This is a genomic window from Flavobacterium fluviatile (assembly GCF_010645065.1).
GTDB classification, from domain to species: Bacteria; Bacteroidota; Bacteroidia; order Flavobacteriales; family Flavobacteriaceae; genus Flavobacterium; species Flavobacterium fluviatile.
Genome location: NZ_JAADZW010000033.1, coordinates 1 through 16900 on the forward strand (window position 1 = coordinate 1; position 16900 = coordinate 16900).

Annotated in this window: 16 protein-coding genes; 7 read left to right on the forward strand and 9 right to left on the reverse strand. The window is 35.5% G+C overall.

The features are described from left to right. Positions 1 to 81 precede the first annotated feature (81 nt). Positions 82 to 2142, reverse strand: a complete 2061-nt coding sequence (locus GXM17_RS19875) for a M13 family metallopeptidase (protein WP_163401267.1) — start codon at positions 2140 to 2142, stop codon at positions 82 to 84. 197 nt (positions 2143 to 2339) lie between these two features. On the opposite strand from GXM17_RS19875, the gene GXM17_RS19880 reads away from it, so the two are divergent. The 4 genes from GXM17_RS19880 to GXM17_RS22040 all read left to right on the forward strand — a co-directional run bounded on the left by GXM17_RS19880 (position 2340) and on the right by GXM17_RS22040 (position 5577). Continuing rightward, positions 2340 to 3008: an SCO family protein gene (locus GXM17_RS19880; protein ID WP_163401268.1), complete on the forward strand. Its 669-nt coding sequence runs from the start codon at positions 2340 to 2342 to the stop codon at positions 3006 to 3008. Between the two features lie 101 nt (positions 3009 to 3109). After that, complete coding sequence (locus tag GXM17_RS19885; protein WP_163401269.1) at positions 3110 to 3349, forward strand: FeoA family protein; 240 nt, start codon at positions 3110 to 3112, stop codon at positions 3347 to 3349. Continuing rightward, positions 3349 to 5448, forward strand: a complete 2100-nt coding sequence (feoB, locus tag GXM17_RS19890) for a ferrous iron transport protein B (protein WP_163401270.1) — start codon at positions 3349 to 3351, stop codon at positions 5446 to 5448. The genes GXM17_RS19885 and feoB overlap by 1 nt, the downstream gene beginning before the upstream one ends. A gap of 6 nt (positions 5449 to 5454) precedes the next feature. Continuing rightward, entirely contained in the window at positions 5455 to 5577 is a 123-nt protein-coding gene (locus GXM17_RS22040; protein ID WP_244307447.1) for a FeoB-associated Cys-rich membrane protein, read from the forward strand. A 105-nt stretch (positions 5578 to 5682) separates the two neighbouring features. On the opposite strand, the gene GXM17_RS19895 is transcribed toward GXM17_RS22040, so the two are convergent. The 3 genes from GXM17_RS19895 to GXM17_RS19905 form a co-directional block, all read right to left on the reverse strand. Next, entirely contained in the window at positions 5683 to 6336 is a 654-nt protein-coding gene (locus GXM17_RS19895) for an HD domain-containing protein (protein WP_163401271.1), read from the reverse strand. A gap of 224 nt (positions 6337 to 6560) precedes the next feature. Beyond that, positions 6561 to 7562 carry an acyl-ACP desaturase gene (locus tag GXM17_RS19900; RefSeq protein ID WP_163401272.1) on the reverse strand — a complete coding sequence of 334 codons (1002 nt, stop codon included), beginning with the start codon at positions 7560 to 7562 and terminating at the stop codon, positions 6561 to 6563. Positions 7563 to 7601: 39 nt separating this feature from the next. After that, entirely contained in the window at positions 7602 to 8348 is a 747-nt protein-coding gene (locus GXM17_RS19905; RefSeq protein ID WP_163401273.1) for a lysophospholipid acyltransferase family protein, read from the reverse strand. Positions 8349 to 8472: 124 nt separating this feature from the next. Between GXM17_RS19905 and rnpA the strand changes: the two genes are divergently transcribed. From rnpA to GXM17_RS19920, 3 genes are all read left to right on the forward strand, one after another. Next, positions 8473 to 8865, forward strand: a complete 393-nt coding sequence (gene rnpA, locus GXM17_RS19910; protein ID WP_163401274.1) for a ribonuclease P protein component — start codon at positions 8473 to 8475, stop codon at positions 8863 to 8865. A 123-nt stretch (positions 8866 to 8988) separates the two neighbouring features. Beyond that, complete coding sequence (locus GXM17_RS19915) at positions 8989 to 10626, forward strand: S41 family peptidase (protein ID WP_163401275.1); 1638 nt, start codon at positions 8989 to 8991, stop codon at positions 10624 to 10626. Positions 10627 to 10628: 2 nt separating this feature from the next. Continuing rightward, on the forward strand, positions 10629 to 11432 hold the full coding sequence (locus tag GXM17_RS19920; protein WP_163401276.1) for an OmpA family protein: 804 nt from the start codon (positions 10629 to 10631) through the stop codon (positions 11430 to 11432). Here the strand turns inward: GXM17_RS19920 and GXM17_RS19925 are convergent. From GXM17_RS19925 to GXM17_RS19945, 5 genes are all read right to left on the reverse strand, one after another. Continuing rightward, complete coding sequence (locus GXM17_RS19925) at positions 11429 to 11875, reverse strand: GNAT family N-acetyltransferase (protein ID WP_163401277.1); 447 nt, start codon at positions 11873 to 11875, stop codon at positions 11429 to 11431. The two genes, GXM17_RS19920 and GXM17_RS19925, sit on opposite strands and share 4 nt — an antisense overlap. A 144-nt stretch (positions 11876 to 12019) precedes the next feature. Continuing rightward, positions 12020 to 12661, reverse strand: coding sequence for a DUF1579 domain-containing protein (locus GXM17_RS19930; protein ID WP_163401278.1), 642 nt, complete (start codon positions 12659 to 12661; stop codon positions 12020 to 12022). A gap of 50 nt (positions 12662 to 12711) precedes the next feature. Beyond that, entirely contained in the window at positions 12712 to 13686 is a 975-nt protein-coding gene (locus GXM17_RS19935) for a DUF4837 family protein (RefSeq protein ID WP_163401279.1), read from the reverse strand. Between the two features lie 48 nt (positions 13687 to 13734). After that, positions 13735 to 15540, reverse strand: coding sequence for a LysM peptidoglycan-binding domain-containing protein (locus GXM17_RS19940; protein ID WP_163401280.1), 1806 nt, complete (start codon positions 15538 to 15540; stop codon positions 13735 to 13737). Between the two features lie 111 nt (positions 15541 to 15651). Continuing rightward, a complete protein-coding gene (locus GXM17_RS19945) occupies positions 15652 to 16839 on the reverse strand; it encodes a phosphoglycerate kinase (RefSeq protein WP_163401281.1) in 1188 nt (395 codons plus the stop codon). Positions 16840 to 16900 lie beyond the last annotated feature (61 nt).

Here is a 16900-nt window from a genome sequence, read left to right on the forward strand (position 1 = left end):
ATTTTTGGGCTTTTTAAAAGAGCTCAAATATTTTTCAGAATAACTTTTCAACTTACACAGTTAGTGAGACACTACCTTCTTTTACCAGATTTTAACTCTCTTCTCTGGTTCTATATACATTTTATCTCCTTTTTTGATATCGAAAGCTTCGTAAAAAGCATCAACATTCTGAATCGGAACAACAGCTCTGTACATTCCCGGAGAATGCGGATCAGTTTTTACCTGGCTTTTTATAGCTTCATCTCTTGATTTTGTTCTCCATACAGTCGCCCATGAAATAAAGAAACGCTGTTCTGGCGTAAATCCGTCAATTAATCCCGGATTTCCATTAGCTTTCAAATACAACTGCAAACCGTCGTAAGCCGCATTGATTCCGCCCAAATCCCCTATATTTTCCCCTAAGGTAAATTTACCGTCCACATGGATGCCCGGCAAAGGTTCCAAAGCACTGTACTGATCAGCCAATTTACCACCAAGTGCCGTAAATTGTTTTAAATCATCAGCTGTCCACCAGTCAACAAGGTTTCCGTCTGCATTGAACCGTGCTCCCGAATCATCAAACCCGTGTGAGATTTCATGGCCGATAACAGCACCAATACCACCATAATTTACAGCTTCATCTGCCTGATAGTTGTAAAATGGCGGCTGTAAAATTGCTGCAGGAAATACAATTTCATTATAGGATGGATTAAAATAAGCGTTTACCGTTTGCGGAGACATTCCCCACTCTGATTTATCAACCGGTTTTCCCAGTTTAGCTAAGTTCTCAGAATAAGCCCATTTTGCTAAGTTTTTCATATTATCAAAATAAGTTCCGCCTTCAGAAACATTTTTAAGTTCCAGTTTTGAATAGTCTTTCCATTTATCCGGATAGCCTATTTTTACGGTTAGTTTCTTTAACTTTTCAATCGCTTTTGCTTTTGTAGGTGCAGACATCCATGGCAAAGCATTGATTCTGTTTTCGTAAGCCAGCATCACATTTGCAATCATGTTTTTCGCTTTTTCTTTGGCTTCAGCCGGAAACAATTTCTCTACATACAATTTCCCTAAAGCTTCTCCTGTTGCAGTATTGATTACCTGCAACGCTACTTCTTCGCGCGGACGCTGTTTTAAAGCTCCTGTTAGCGTTTTCCCATAGAAATCAAAATTTGCATTCTCAATTTCTGTGCTTAAAGTGGAAGCCGCTTTATTCAATGCAGACCATTTAAGATATTCTTTCCACGCCTCTACTTTATTTTCAGTAAAAGTTTTTTCTAAAGCAATCATGTAACGAGGCTGGGCTACATTTACTGTATCTAATTTCGCCATCCCCACCCCGGAAAAATATTTATCCCACTGAATCGAAGGCGTGTTTTTTTTCAAATCGGCAACGGCAGTTGGGTTGTATTGTTTTCTGCGGTCTCTTCTTTCAACACGGTCCAGTCTCGGTGCAGACATTTCGATTTCTAAAGCAAGGATTTGTTTGGCACTTTCTTTAGCTTTCGCAGGTGATTCTCCAATAAACTGAAGCATTCTGGCAACATGCAGTTCATATTTTTCTCGTTTTTCCTTTGAATCTTTATCATCAGAATTGTAATAATCCTTATCAGACATCCCTAAAGCTCCCGGACTTAAACTAACTGAATTTTTATTACTGTTTTTTGCGTCTGCTCCAACATGAACCCCAAAGAAACCAGTTCCGCCCTGAGCCTGCATTTCTATCAGGTAATTTTGTAAATCGGCTACATTTTTAATAGCATCAATTTTTTTCAAATAAGGCTTAAGCGGTGTTATACCCCTTTTGTTTCTCCCAACAGTATCCAAAATTGTATTGAACAGAGCAATCGCTTTACCCTGATCTGTGTTTGATTTGTACTTCGGATCTTTTGAAGCTTCTTTTAAAATTGCTAATGAATTATCGTCTGTTTTCTGACGTAGTTCATTAAAACTTCCCCAGGCATTTCGGTCGCTCGGAATTTCTGTTTTGTCAAGCCAGGTTCCGTTTACATATTGAAAGAAATCTTCTTTAGGACTAATTTCTTTTTTCATAAAAGAAACATTAATTCCCGGTTCTTTTTGGGGAGTTGTCTGCGCCTGAACTGCAGCCAAAGAAAGCATTGCAGAAAAAGCATAAAAAGCAGGTGTAGTAAGCACTTTTTTCATTTATATTTAACCATTTAGAGTTTATGCAAACATATTGCTAATATTTGATTCCTAATGTTAAAAATTCAGCTAATAATTTATTAAAGATTATTTTTTAAATAATTTACTTAGCTGTCCCTGTATATTCATTGTTAAAAAAAAGAATAACCAAACATTTTAAAAAGCTCTTTTCGTATTTTTGCAGCCAAATTATATTTATGAAATCGCTTCTTTACAAATACCGAAAATTCTTCATTGTCTTAGGCGTATTTTCGGCAATCACAATTACACTTTTCTATTTTGCTTTAAAACCTCAAAAAACATTGCCTGTTTATAATCCGGCCGATGTAAACCCGGAATTGGTGGATAGCACTGTTCAGTATAAAAGTAAATATCATACGATTGCTGATTTTTCGTTCGTAAATCAAAACGGTGATACCATAACACAAAAAAATTACGAAGGAAAAATTTATGTTGCCGATTTCTTCTTTACCACCTGTGGATCTATTTGCCCAAAGATGACGACCAACCTGGCTGATGTTCAAAAAGCGGTTTTAAATAATCCAAAAGTAATGCTGCTTTCACATACTGTTTTTCCTGAAACAGACAGTGTTCCGGTTCTAAAAGCTTATGCCATAAAACACGGCGTAGTTGACAGTAAATGGAATTTGGTTACCGGAGACAAAAAAGAGATTTACACCATGGCCAGAAAATCATATTTAGCAGTTAAACTGGGAAGACCGGACCAGTTGTACGATATGGTTCATACCGAAAATTTTGTTCTGGTCGATCAAAAACGTCGCGTTCGCGGATTTTATGACGGAACAGACAAAGAAGAAATCAAACGTCTTTTAGAAGATATTGATTTCTTGTGCAAAGAATATTAAATCGATATTTTTAGAAACATTTAGCATATTCAAAATTGATTATTGCCTCTAAATAAAGAATTATTACCTATTTTTGCAATCTAAATTCAATCTAAATAAGCTTGCGAAACACTATCCACACCCTGAAGAAAGGCGAAAAAGCCATTATCAAAGATTTTGATATCGATTTGATTCCTTTAAAATTGTTAGAAATGGGTTGTTTGCCGGGCAGCTTGGTCGAATTACTTCAAATTGCTCCTTTTGGAGATCCTTTATATTTAGATATTAATGGCTCACATGTGGCCATCCGTGTTGAAACAGCTCGCGAAATTGAAGTTGAACTTATCAAAAGCAATTTATAATGAGCGTTCAGAATATCAATGTTGCCCTTATCGGGAATCCAAACACAGGAAAAACTTCAGTTTTCAATCAGCTAACGGGTTTAAATCAACAGGTTGGGAATTATCCCGGAATTACTGTTGAGAAAAAAATAGGTTTCTGCAAACTGCCCCACAACATCAAGGCCAATATTCTGGATTTGCCCGGTACATATAGCCTGAATGCCAGTTCAATGGATGAAAGTGTGGTGATTGAACTTTTACTGAACAAAAACGATAAGTTATATCCGGATGTTGCAGTAGTAGTAACTGATGTCGAAAACCTGAAACGAAATCTGCTGATTTACACCCAGATAAAAGACCTTGAAATTCCGACCATCTTAGTCATCAACATGTCGGATCGTATGGAACGTAAAGGAATTACGCTTGATATTCCGTATTTAGAAGAAAAACTAAAAACCAAAATTGCATTGGTAAGTTCGCGTAAAGGCCTGGGAATTGATGAACTCAAAGAATTAATTGTTTCCTATAAAACGGTTCCACATGAACCTTGCTTAAACGCTTCAGTTATTGATAATGAGTATTTTGAAAAATTACAGCTCGCTTTTCCGAATCAGTTATTATACAAATTGTGGCTGGTTATTACTCAGGATGTAAATTTTTCGAATTTAGACCGAAATGAAATCCGAAGCACTTTTACCAAATCACACTCCGAATTAAAACGTCTTCAGCAAAAAGAAACTATTAAACGGTATCAGTTCATAAATGATGTTTTAAAAGAGGGCTTAAAGGTTGATGCTTCAATGGCAAAAGACATCAGGGCAAAACTTGATCGTGTGCTGACCCATAAATTCTGGGGTTATGCTATTTTCTTTGCGATTTTATTTTTAATCTTCCAGTCGATATTCAGCTGGTCAACTATCCCGATGGATTTTATTGACAGTACTTTTGCTACTTTAAGCAGCTGGGTTGCCGAAGAACTGCCAAGCGGTATTCTGACAGATCTGCTTTCGCAGGGAATCATACCGGGAATTGGCGGGGTTATTATTTTTATTCCGCAGATTGCCTTTTTATTCCTTTTCATATCTATTCTCGAAGAAAGCGGATACATGAGCCGTGTCGTTTTTCTGATGGACAAAATCATGCGTAAATTCGGCCTTTCCGGAAAAAGTGTTGTACCCTTAATCTCAGGGACAGCCTGTGCCATTCCTGCTATCATGGCAACCCGAAATATCGAAAACTGGAAAGAACGCCTTATCACAATCCTTGTAACTCCATTTACAACCTGTTCGGCAAGATTGCCTGTTTATGCAATTATTATTTCGCTGGTTATTCCGGGCAAACGTGTTTTTGGCTTTTTAAATCTTCAGGGATTAACTTTGATGGCGCTGTATGTTTTAGGATTTTTTGCAGCCATTTTATCGGCATATATATTAAATAAGGTTTTAAAACTGGAGTCCAAAACGTATTTCGTAGTCGAAATGCCAAGTTACAAATTACCGCTTTTCAAGAACGTTGGAATCAATGTTGTCGAAAAAACCAAAGCTTTCATTGTAGGAGCGGGTAAAATCATTCTGGCAATATCTATTATTTTATGGTTTTTAGCTTCGTACGGCCCCGGAAAAGATTTTAATGATGCCGAAGCCATCGTAAAAGAAAGATTTATAAACAAGCCTTTGGATGAAACTCAGTTTGAAAATGAAGTGGCTTCTCAAAAACTGGAGAATTCCTATATCGGATTAATGGGAAGAGCAATCGAACCGGCAATCGAACCCTTGGGATACGACTGGAAAATCGGGATAGCTTTAATCAGTTCATTTGCTGCGCGTGAGGTTTTCGTGGGAACACTTGCCACTATTTACAGTGTTGGGGATAGTGAGAATGAAGCTACGATAAAAAGTAAAATGCAGGCAGAAGTTCATTCTGATACAGGAGAAAAAGTATTCAATTTCGCAACAGGAATTTCATTATTGCTGTTTTATGCCTTTGCTATGCAGTGTGCCAGTACATTGGCTATTACCAAAAAAGAGACGAATTCCTGGAAATGGCCGGCCATGCAATTAGGCTTTATGAGCGCAATAGCCTATTTATCTGCCTTAATTGCCTATCAAATTTTAAAATAAGCAGTCATGATTCAGGAAATTATAGCTTTTGCCATATTAGGACTCTCAATTGTTTTTTTGGTTAAAAAATTCTTCTGGAAATCCAAAAAGAAAAAGGACTGCGGTGATGGAAATTGCGGCTGCAGCTGATTTTTCTTATTTCACAGAGATTCACTAAATACACAAAGCTTCGCAGAGTTTTAATTTCTTTGTGAAGCTTTATGTATTTTCTTTGTGTGACTTTGCGGAATAAATTTACTTAATCCCCTCCCACTCTGCATAAAACTGAGCCAGAAACATTTCCATAAAACGGTGTCTTTCTTCTGCGATTTGTTTTCCGGTTTCCGTATTCATTTTATCTTTTAAAAGCAAAAGCTTTTCGTAAAAGTGATTTATCGTCGGCGCATTGTTATTTTTGTATTCTTCTTTGGTCATGTTGGTTACTGGCGTAATTTCAGGATCATACAAAGCCCTGTTTTTGAATCCGCCATAATTAAATGCCCTTGCTACTCCAATCGCACCAATGGCATCTAAACGATCTGCATCCTGTACAACATCCAATTCCACAGAAGAAAACTTCTTTTCGAAATTCCCGCCTTTGTACGAGATATTTTCAATAATATTTACAACATGCTGAATAATGTCTTCAGAAACATTTTCTGATTCTAAAAATAAACGTGCTGTTTCAGGACCAATAGTTTCATCACCGTTATGAAATTTACTGTCTGCAATATCATGAAGCAAAGCCCCTAACTGAACTACTGTTAAATCACAGTCTGTACTTTCTGCAATCAAAAGAGCATTTTTATAAACCCGCTCAATATGAAACCAGTCATGACCCCCTTCGGCATTATTAAGTTTTTCTTTTACAAATTGGATTGTTTTGTTTATTAATGCTGAATTATTCATAGTTTTTTAATGCTAACTGTACACTATTCTTTAATTGATAAATGGAATTTTTCCAATTCATTTTTAGAATTTAAATAATTTTACTCCAGAAAAAGAGACTCCGAAATATTAAAAAATGTTGATTATCAAAGATTTAAAAACCTCAATAATCAACACTTTTTATAGCTTATCTTTCAAAAGCAACAAAGTTGCATTTTTGTATGATATATGTTTTTAATCTTAAATTATAGTCTCGCCGGCTCAACCCATTTGAAGATATGAGATTCCTTTGGAATCACAATTCTTTCTGAGATTCTTGCCATACGGGCCGGTAATTTCATTAAATATTCACGTGCTTTTTCGGCTTCATCTGTCAAGTTAGAAATCTTATCAATTTCCCACTTATCAATTAATTTCTGCAGGATGTCAACATAATCGGTTGCCGTGTAAACTCCTATTCGTTGAGCAGAATCAGAAAATTGTTCAAAAGCTGAACTGATCTTTTGGCCTGATTCTCTCAGGAAATGCGCAGGCATAACGATTTTTTGTTTCATCATGTATTGAAACGCCAGCATCATTTCACTTGGATCAACCTGAAAAATACGATTAACGAACTCACTGTATGCATGATGATGACGCATTTCGTCACCGGCAATCATTTTACACATTTTAGACAGCTTTTTATCGCCAAATTTCTTCGCTATTTGCGACACTCTGTTGTGCGACACATACGTTGCTAATTCCTGAAAACTGGTATATACAAAGTTTTTATAGGGATCCCTGCCTGTTCCGATATCAAAACCGTCGTTAATTAAATGCTGCGTCGTCATTTCGATTTCACGCATGTTCACGCGACCGGACAAATACAGATATTTATTCAGCAGGTCTCCATGACGGTTTTCTTCTCCGGTCCATTGCTTTACCCATCTGGCCCATCCGTTTCCACCATTTTCTACCTGATCCACCTGATCAATTCCTTCCACATCCATAAGCCACGATTCATACGTGGGCAGTGCTTCTTCAGTAATGGTATCACCAACGAGTGTTACCCAGAAATCATATGGAAGCTCTTTGGCAATTTCACGCAGTTCTTTTACCTCCTCAAAGAAATTTTCTCCCTGAGAATTAGGCAGAAAATCTGTTGGCTGCCAGATTGTTTCAACCGGAATTAAATACTGCTCAACGAAGCTGTCCACGTTTTTTTCCAAAAACTGCATTACTTCTAATCTAATGTTTTTTATAGACATTACTTTATCAAATTTGGATTTAAGCTTTTTTTCTAAAACTTAAATCTGTTTATACTCGTTAACTCCCTCTTTTACTGATTTTTCAGTAATTTCCATCAATTCTTCAAATTTATAATCTTTTACTGCCATTGCCTGATGTGCAGTGAAAGTAAGATGATTTCCTAATCCCACCGGAAACATTCCGTAACGAACCATTTTCCATGAATTATTAATACTTACCGGTACAACATACGCTGAAGGCGCATATTTACATAAAATCTTTAAGCCGCTTTGCGCAAATTCTTTGGGTTTTCCAGTTTTACTGCGTGTCCCTTCCGGAAAAATAACAGCAGATCTGGTGTTCTTCTCAATATATTCAGACAAGCCTTTGATTACAGGAATCGCTTGTTTAGGGTCTTTACGGTCAATTAGCACTGAACCTCCATATTTCAAATTGAAAGAAACACTTGGGATTCCGCTGCCTAACTCTTTCTTACTTACAAATTTACAATGAAAACGTCTAAAGTACCAAATCATTGCCACGATATCATACATACTCTGGTGATTGGCTACAAAAATTATCGGAAAACCCTTCGGGATTGTATCTACACCTTCAACTGTATAAGTCGTCCCTACAAGTCTTGTACAGCTTAAAAGACTGAAATTTAAATAGTCAACACTTTTTTTATGAGCCTGATAACCAAAAAGATTAAGGCAAATCCATTGTATCGGATGAAAAACCACCAGACACAATCCAAAACATAAATAATAAATTACGGAAATTGGATATGAAATTATCTTTTGCATGCTTAAAAATTAAACGCCAAAAGTAGTAAATATATTCTTAGCGGTATAAAATTTGAAAACAATAACCTCTTTTATGGTTTAATTGTACCTTTGTGTCTGGAATTGCAAATTTTTTCTGAATTAAATGAACTTCACTTACCGTAAAAATGAACGCTTAAAGAGCAAAACGACAATTGGATTATTGTTTTCGGAAGGGAAATCGGTTTCTAAATATCCGTTGCGTCTGGTTTACCGTCAGGCGGAAGCTGATTCAGAAGAAAAAATCAAAATTGGGGTATCGGTTTCTAAAAAATATTTCAAAAAAGCTGTTGACCGCAATTATTTCAAAAGGGTTTTAAGAGAAACTTACCGACTGAACAAACATTTGCTTTGGGAAAATGTGCATCAGCCTTATTCGCTGATGTTTTTTTACCAGACAAAAGACAGATTGACTTACGAAGAAATCAATACCAAAACAGTTCAGTTGTTTGAGAAATTTATTCAGCAAATAAATAAAATTACAGATTCTGAAAACTAAAATTGATTTGTAAAATCCTTATTAATTAATTCTTTTCAGATACAGCATTCAGATTCGCATAAACCAATCACCTTAATTGATGATTTATTCTTATTTTAGTACTCAATAATCTAATTCATAATCATGCATCGTTATTTCAAAAAGAAATTCATTATACCGGCCGTTGCAACAGGATTTTTATTTATTGGAACCAGTTTCAAAGAAGATTTTTTTGAAATTGCCAAGCAAATAGAAATTTTCACAACCTTATTCAAAGCCGTTAACACCAATTATGTTGATGAAACCAATCCTGGTGACCTGATGGATAAAGGAATAAAAAGTATGTTAGGGAGTCTGGATCCTTATACCGTTTATTTTAACGAACAGGATGTTGTAAATTTTAAAATCAACAATACTGGTGAATATACAGGAATTGGTGCTATGATTGCCCGTAAAAAAGACCGCTTAATTGTTCGCGAACCGTACAAAAATTATCCGGCTGACAAAGCGGGTTTAAAAGCCGGTGACGAGATCATTCAGATTGGCGATGTTATGATCGCTGATTTTAAGGATGATGCTTCACAATTACTGAAAGGAACAAAAAATACTAAGATTAAAATAAAATACCTTCGTCAGGGAAAAACCTTTACCACTGATTTGGTTTTGGATGAAGTTGATATTAAGTCAGTTCCGTTCTTTGGAAAAATTGATGATAAAACCGGCTATATCGTTTTGGCACATTTTAGCCGAAAAGCTGCCTTTGAAGTAAAAGAAGCTCTTGAAAAACTAAAAACAGACGGAGCAACTCAAATTGTGCTGGATTTAAGAAACAATCCTGGTGGTTTATTAAATGAAGCTATTGACATTTGTAATTTGTTTGTTCCAAAAAATGAAGTGATTGTAACTACAAAATCCAGAATTGAAAAACACAATAATACCTACAAAACAACTAAAGAACCCATAGATACTCAGATTCCGTTAGCCATTTTAGTAAACGGAAAAAGCGCTTCGGCATCAGAAATTGTTTCAGGGGCTTTGCAGGATCTGGATCGTGCCGTGATCTTGGGAAGTCGCAGTTTCGGAAAAGGTCTGGTTCAGCGCACTGTTGAATTAACGTACGGAACCCAGTTGAAAGTGACTATTTCACGTTATTACACTCCGTCAGGACGTTGTATCCAGGCGTTGGATTATGCACATAAAGACAAAAACGGAGTAGCACAAAAAACCGATTCTAAAAATTTTAATGCTTTTAAAACCAGAAAAGGAAGAACAGTTTACGATGGCGGTGGCGTTTTGCCTGATATAGAACTTGATGAAACCAAACTGAGTCCTATTACAAATGCATTATTGAAAAATGACGGAATTTTTGATTATGCGACTGTTTATTATTATAAAAACCCGAATTTAGGAGATAAAATCCCAACCATCACAGACACTGATTATGCCGCTTTCAAGCAATATTTAAAAGCCAACAAATTTACTTTTGATACAGAAACCGAACTTGCCCTGAAAAACACTTTGGCTGCAGCCAAAAATGAACAAATTGACGAAGCAATCGTAATTGAATATAAGCAGTTATTAAATGCACTTGAAAAAAGTGAAACTACATTATTAGACAAAAATCAAAAGGAAATCAAAAACCTGATTCTGGAGGAACTGATTAAAAGATACCAATATCAGGAAGGTTTGTATCAATATTACATCAAAAACAATTCAGAAATTAAAAAAGCAGTAGCCGTATTAAACAATCAAACTGAGTATAAAACGATTTTAAAAATGTAAAAATGAAACTTTGTAGCTCCCTATTTCTGTTATTCATTTACAATTTATCGGCGCAGCAAAAACCCATCGAAACCATTTATTTTGATTTTGACCAATATACACTTAACACTCATCAAACTAAAGTCATTACTGATTTTGCAAAAAACATAGACACCACAAAAATAGAATCGGTACAAATTTACGGCTACTGTGATGATCGTGGCACCGATGAATATAATTACCGCCTATCCAGGGATCGCGTCAATACTGTTCAGGAAATATTGGTCGCTTCAGGATTTAACAAAAGCAGAATTATCATTCTTGAAGGAAAAGGACGAGTAATAATAAGGAGCGATACAGTTGAAAACCTAAACGAAACCAGATCCAAAAACCGAAGTGTTGACCTGATTGCCGTTAAAAAAAACAGTTACGGAAAAGGGATTCGTAATTCATTGCAAAGTGAATTGAACGTAGGTGATAAAGTTTTACTGGAAAATATTTTGTTTGATCTTGGCAGCTCAAAACTGACTTACAATTCTAAAAAAGAATTGGATAAAATTGTGACCATTCTGCAGTCCAAAAAAAACATTCAGTTTGAAATCAGAGGCCACGTCTGCTGTACTCCTGAAATTTACACAGACGGCATAGACCGTGATAATAATGAAAGAAGGCTTTCCTGGAATCGTGCTAAAACTGTATTTTTCTATTTATCATCAAAGAAAATATCCAAAAGCCGTATGACCTATCAGGGCTGCGGTAATAAATATCCGCTTAAAAAAGGAGATGAATTAGACAGGAGGGTTGAGTTTAAAATTACTAAGATTTAGTTACGCTGCATTTCGATATGCGGAATATCATCTTCCAGATACATTTCACTGGTTTGTACAAATCCGTGGCTTTCGTAGAATTTTTTAAGGTATAGTTGAGCACCAATTGTAATTTTATCTTTTCCAAAATTGGATTTTATCGCCGCAATAGCTTCTCTCATTAAATCATGACCCCATTTTCTGTCACGATAATTTGCATCTACAACGACCCTGCCAATTGAAGCATTGTCAAAACTAATCCCGGCATCAAATAAGCGCACGTAAGCTACTATTTTTTTATCATATTCACCTATTAAGTGTAACGCTTTCTTGTCTTTACCATCAATATCCAAATAAACGCAATTTTGCTCCACTACAAAGACCTCACTTCTTAGTTTCAGCAAATCATATAGCTCATCAACAGATAATGCCTCAAAAGGCTTTATTTTCCATTTTAATTCCATTGCGTATTATTATTTAAATTGGAAATCAAAAATAATTTAAAAAATCAAAAACAGGAAGAATACATATATCAGATTAAAAAAAATCCCGACTACAATTTGCAATCGGGAAATTATCAATTTTTTCAAATCATCATAGTATTCCGGTTATTTTTTCTTCATAATGATTTCCATGCTTTTATATTCCTTACCATTTTTTGTATCGTACATTTCCATCTTACGGGTATTTGCATCAACAATTGTGTAAACCTCCCGATATGGCATTTTTTTTCCGTTTTCCGGGTTTACTACCTCACCTTTAAGATCCATACTTTTTGTATTCTCATCATATTTTCCTGTGGCAACCATCATACCGGTTCCCATATTATCAATAAAAGTAGTTGTGAATTCTTTGCTAGCATTATTATATGCCAGCGTAGATTTCCCTTCAAATGGCTGTCCCATTATCGTACCCTGATAAGTCGCTTCCTGATAACGTCCTCCAAGAATCATTTCAATGTCTGCAGTAGAACTTGCTTTTTCTGCCTTTCCTCCTTCCTCTTCCCAAAAAGTCATATCACAATTCCAGGTCCCGGTTTCATCAGCCATCATTTTATGGGGAGAACCCGGTGTAGCATAATCCATCCATGCTTTCATTTTTGCTGCAGAATCTAAAGGTATTTCAGCAATTGAATCTTCTGTTTTTACACTATTAACAGCCGTAGGGGTCACTATTTCTGTTTTTACTTCTTTTTTACAGGAAAAAAGACATAAAACTAACATTAAGAATGTTATCACTAAATTTTTCATAATTAACTGATTTAAGGTTTGTTACAACCAAAAATACGAAAAATAAAGTATTATCTCTTATTCACTCTGACAGATTTTATAATAGCTTCTAATTCTAACATTAAATCCCTTTCCTGATTGGATGGTGAGTAACAAAAACCTTCGATAACCAAAATTCGATTATAAACTTCATCAATTATGGCATAATTAATAAATGGTCCTGTCATAAAATCGTTTTTTAATTCCCAGGTTCCTTTCGTTTCAAAAGTTTTTTTGCCATTTAAAGTTATTATCGAAAAATAGGGTGCATAATCTTCACCTGTAATCATCCGGGTATTGGGCTCACGTCCTTTGATATAATGTCCTACAGAGTCCCGCATCCTGATAATATTGCCTACTACATCCAAATTCTTAGTGAGTTTGTTTAATGGAATCTGATAAATTAAAAGACTTGTACTGCCACTAATGATTTCTTTTTTAAGCCAGATAAAATTTTTCTTGTGCAGCATGTATTCATATCCTGTCGGGATCTGCAGATCAATATGAAATTTATTTTTGATGACGGCAGGATTTAAAAGAGATTTGCTGTAATCCTGCTGTAATTTCATAATTTCTGTTTCGCGAATTGCACGAATAATTTCCGGAGAATTCATTTCGATACTGCAAATGAGGTCATCAATTGATTTTCCGTAAATCCGAAAAGTATTGTGAGGCAAGGTTTTATCATTGGTTTTTACCTCGAATTTATCTACAGTCGCCTTTTTTACTACAATAATGCTTCGGCTATCGGTTACAAAACCTTCAAGGAGCTTTGCCGGATACTGGTTAATTGTAAACAGAGGTTCTTCCTGTGTGAGTCCCAAAACCGGAGAAGCAAATTTATTTCGAATGCTGTCACCAACTTCGCCATACCACAACTGATCGTCAATAATGATAGAAATTGTATTGGGTTTGCCAGGTTTTGGCTGTTCCTTGTTTTCGTTTTTTTGAAAACAGGAACTTAGTAAAACTGAAACTAGCAGCAACAAAAAATGGGTTTTATTCATTTTTATAATTTTAATGAAATAAAACCCAAATTTAGGTAAGATATTTTATTATCCGTTTATTTTAAGCTTCATTCCTGGTTTTATATCCTCGTCTTTGATTCCGTTCCATTTTTTGATGTCTGAAATGGTCACGCCAGGATATTTTTTTGAAATACTATATAATGAATCTCCTTTTTTAACATAATAATCTTCTCCAATAGTCTTTGCAGAAGTTGCTTTTTTCCTGAATGAATCTATTGAGTTTGAAGCCACAGCAGTAGTTTCAACAACAATAGTTTCCTTTTTAGAAACAATCAAAGATTTACCCAATGCGAGATTATTTGTGGAAAGCTTGTTCCACTCTTTCAAGTCTGCCAGTGTTACGCCGAATTTTTTAGCAATACTACCCAGATTGTCACCGCTTTTCACAACGTATTCAACCTCTATTTCATTTTTCTCTGCCGTTTCAGCAGTTGCAATTACGGTTTCAGCAGATTTCTTAACCACTTCCTGAGAAGATTTGGAGTCTGAATCTTTTGGTTTAATTTTTAAACATCTGCCTGATACAAGCGCATTTGTCTTAAGGTTGTTCCAATCTTTGATATCGGCAACAGTAACATCATATCTCTCGGCAATTGAACTTAAATTGTCTCCTTTTTGAACGATATACGATTCGAGATCTAACGGTTCAGGAACTTTTACTTGTTTTGCCTTTACTTTAGGAGTGACTTTTTGCGCAAGACGCGAAGGCATTTTATAAATCCCGGAATCATATTTTGCGTAAGCATAAATTTTGTCTTCGTTAGCTACAAAAATTGCAACTTTATCTTTTGGCAAACGTAAAAAATGCTGTTCGTTCTGATAAAAAGGCACTACTTTTAGTTTATAAGAAGGATTTAAAAGCTCTATTTGAGATTGCGGCATATCTAACAAATCGGCAATTTGTTTAAAAGACATTTTTTCTTTGATGCGAATAGTATCTGTTTCAAAGTTTTTTACAACGGCTCTTTCGGGATTGATTCCGTGTTCTTTATGGTATTCGAAAAGATACATTGTAGCTAAAAAAGCGGGTACATATCCTTGTGTTTCTTTTGGAAGATAATTTCGAATATCCCAGTATTTGGTTTTTCCGCCTGAGCGGCGAATTGCTTTAGTTACGTTTCCGGGACCTGAATTGTATGAAGCCAAAACCAGTTCCCAATCGCCAAAAACGCTAAACATTTTAGTCATGTATTCAGATGCGGCTGCAGTTGCCTTAAGAGGATCACTGCGCTCATCGATATAGGAATCAATTTTAAGATCGTATTGTTTTCCTGTACCGTACATGAATTGCCAAAGTCCTGTGGCGCCCATTTTAGAAACTGCTTTAGGATTTAAAGCAGATTCTACAACGGCTAAATATTTAATTTCCAGAGGAACATTTTGTTTTGCAAACGCATCCTCAAATATTGGAAAGTAATATTCTGATAAAGCCATTAATCGGGAAAACGATTTTTTACGATTCTTAAGAAATGACTTTATTATATTCTCTAGTCCCTGATTGTATTCTATCTCAAAAGGCGACTTTTCATTCATTAGCTGAAGCCTTTGTTTTAAAAGCTCTGTTGGTAATTCCTGATCAACTGTTACATCTTTATTGATTGTCTGTATGTCCTTAGTCAGATCATCATATATATCCAAACTTGTCAATTCATTCATCCAAAGACTATCAACCCGAATGGCCAAGTCATTTTTTACAAATGAATTTTTTACTGAATCTAAGTACGAAATCTTCACTTCAGGCTTACTCCCGGTATCTGCTTTAACCACATCTTGTGCAAAACCAGCTATTGAAAAAAAGACTGAAACCGCTAAGGAAATTTTTCTTATAATCATATAACATTTTTTTAAAATTCTATAATCCAAAGAATTACAGAAGTGGTATTTTTACAAACTTAAGGAGAATAAGCGTAAAAAACGTTAAAAAAAATGTTAATTGTTATATTTTTAGTCCTGAATGGCAGCAATACCTGGTAAAACTTTGCCTTCTAACATCTCAAGCATTGCACCACCACCTGTAGAAACATAACTCATTTTGTCTTCAAAACCGAATTGTTTTACAGCTGCAACAGAATCTCCGCCACCAACTAAAGAGAAAGCTCCATTAGCCGTTGCTTCAGCAATATAATCACCTAAAGCGATAGTTCCTTTTGAGAAAGTTTCCATTTCAAAAACTCCCAAAGGACCATTCCATAAAATAGTTTTAGACTCTAAAATTACTTTTTTGAAGTTTTCCAAAGATTTTGGCCCTGCATCCAGACCCTGCCAACCATCTGGAATTGCTGTTACATCAACAACCTGAGTATTTGCTGTATTTGAAAAATTATCAGCCGCAATTACATCAACCGGAATATGAACCTGAACTCCTTTTTCTTTTGCTAATCTTAAAATTTCAAGAGCTAATTCCTGTTTGTCATCTTCGCAGATAGACTCACCAATTTTTCCGCCCTGTGCTTTGATGAAAGTAAAAGTCATACCCCCACCAATAATCATGTGGTCAACTTTGTCAAGGATATTTTCAATCACTGTAATTTTAGACGAAACTTTAGAACCTCCTAAAACTGCTACTACAGGTTTTTCACTGTTATTTAGTACTTTATTTAAGCTTTCAATTTCTTTTGCCAATAAGGTTCCAAAACATTTTTCAGTAGGGAAAAATTGCGCGATGATTGTTGTTGAAGCGTGTGCCCTGTGAGCTGTTCCAAAAGCATCATTTACGTAAATATCTCCTAAAGAAGCTAATTCTTTAGCGAAAGCTACATCTCCGGCTTCTTCTTCAGCGTGAAACCGTAAATTTTCAAGTAAAAGAACTTCGCCTGGTTGCAAATCTTTTGCTGCAGTCTGAGCTGGTTCACCCACACAGTTTTCAGCAAATTTAACCTGAACGCCTAAAATTTCAGAAGCTGTTTTTAAGATGTGTTTCAAAGAGTATTTTTCTTCAGCTCCTTTTGGTCTTCCTAAATGTGACATTAAAATCACACTTCCGCCCTGAGCCAGAATTGCATCAATAGTTGGTTTTGCCGCTTCGATACGTGTAGCATCAGTTACTTTGAAGTTTTCATCCAAAGGCACATTAAAATCAACACGGATTATTGCTTTTTTATTTTTAAAATCGAAATCGTTTAGAGTTTTCATTTGATAATTATTTTATGGTTTTTTTGAAAGAAAAACAAATATAGAACTTTTAAGGTTCTTA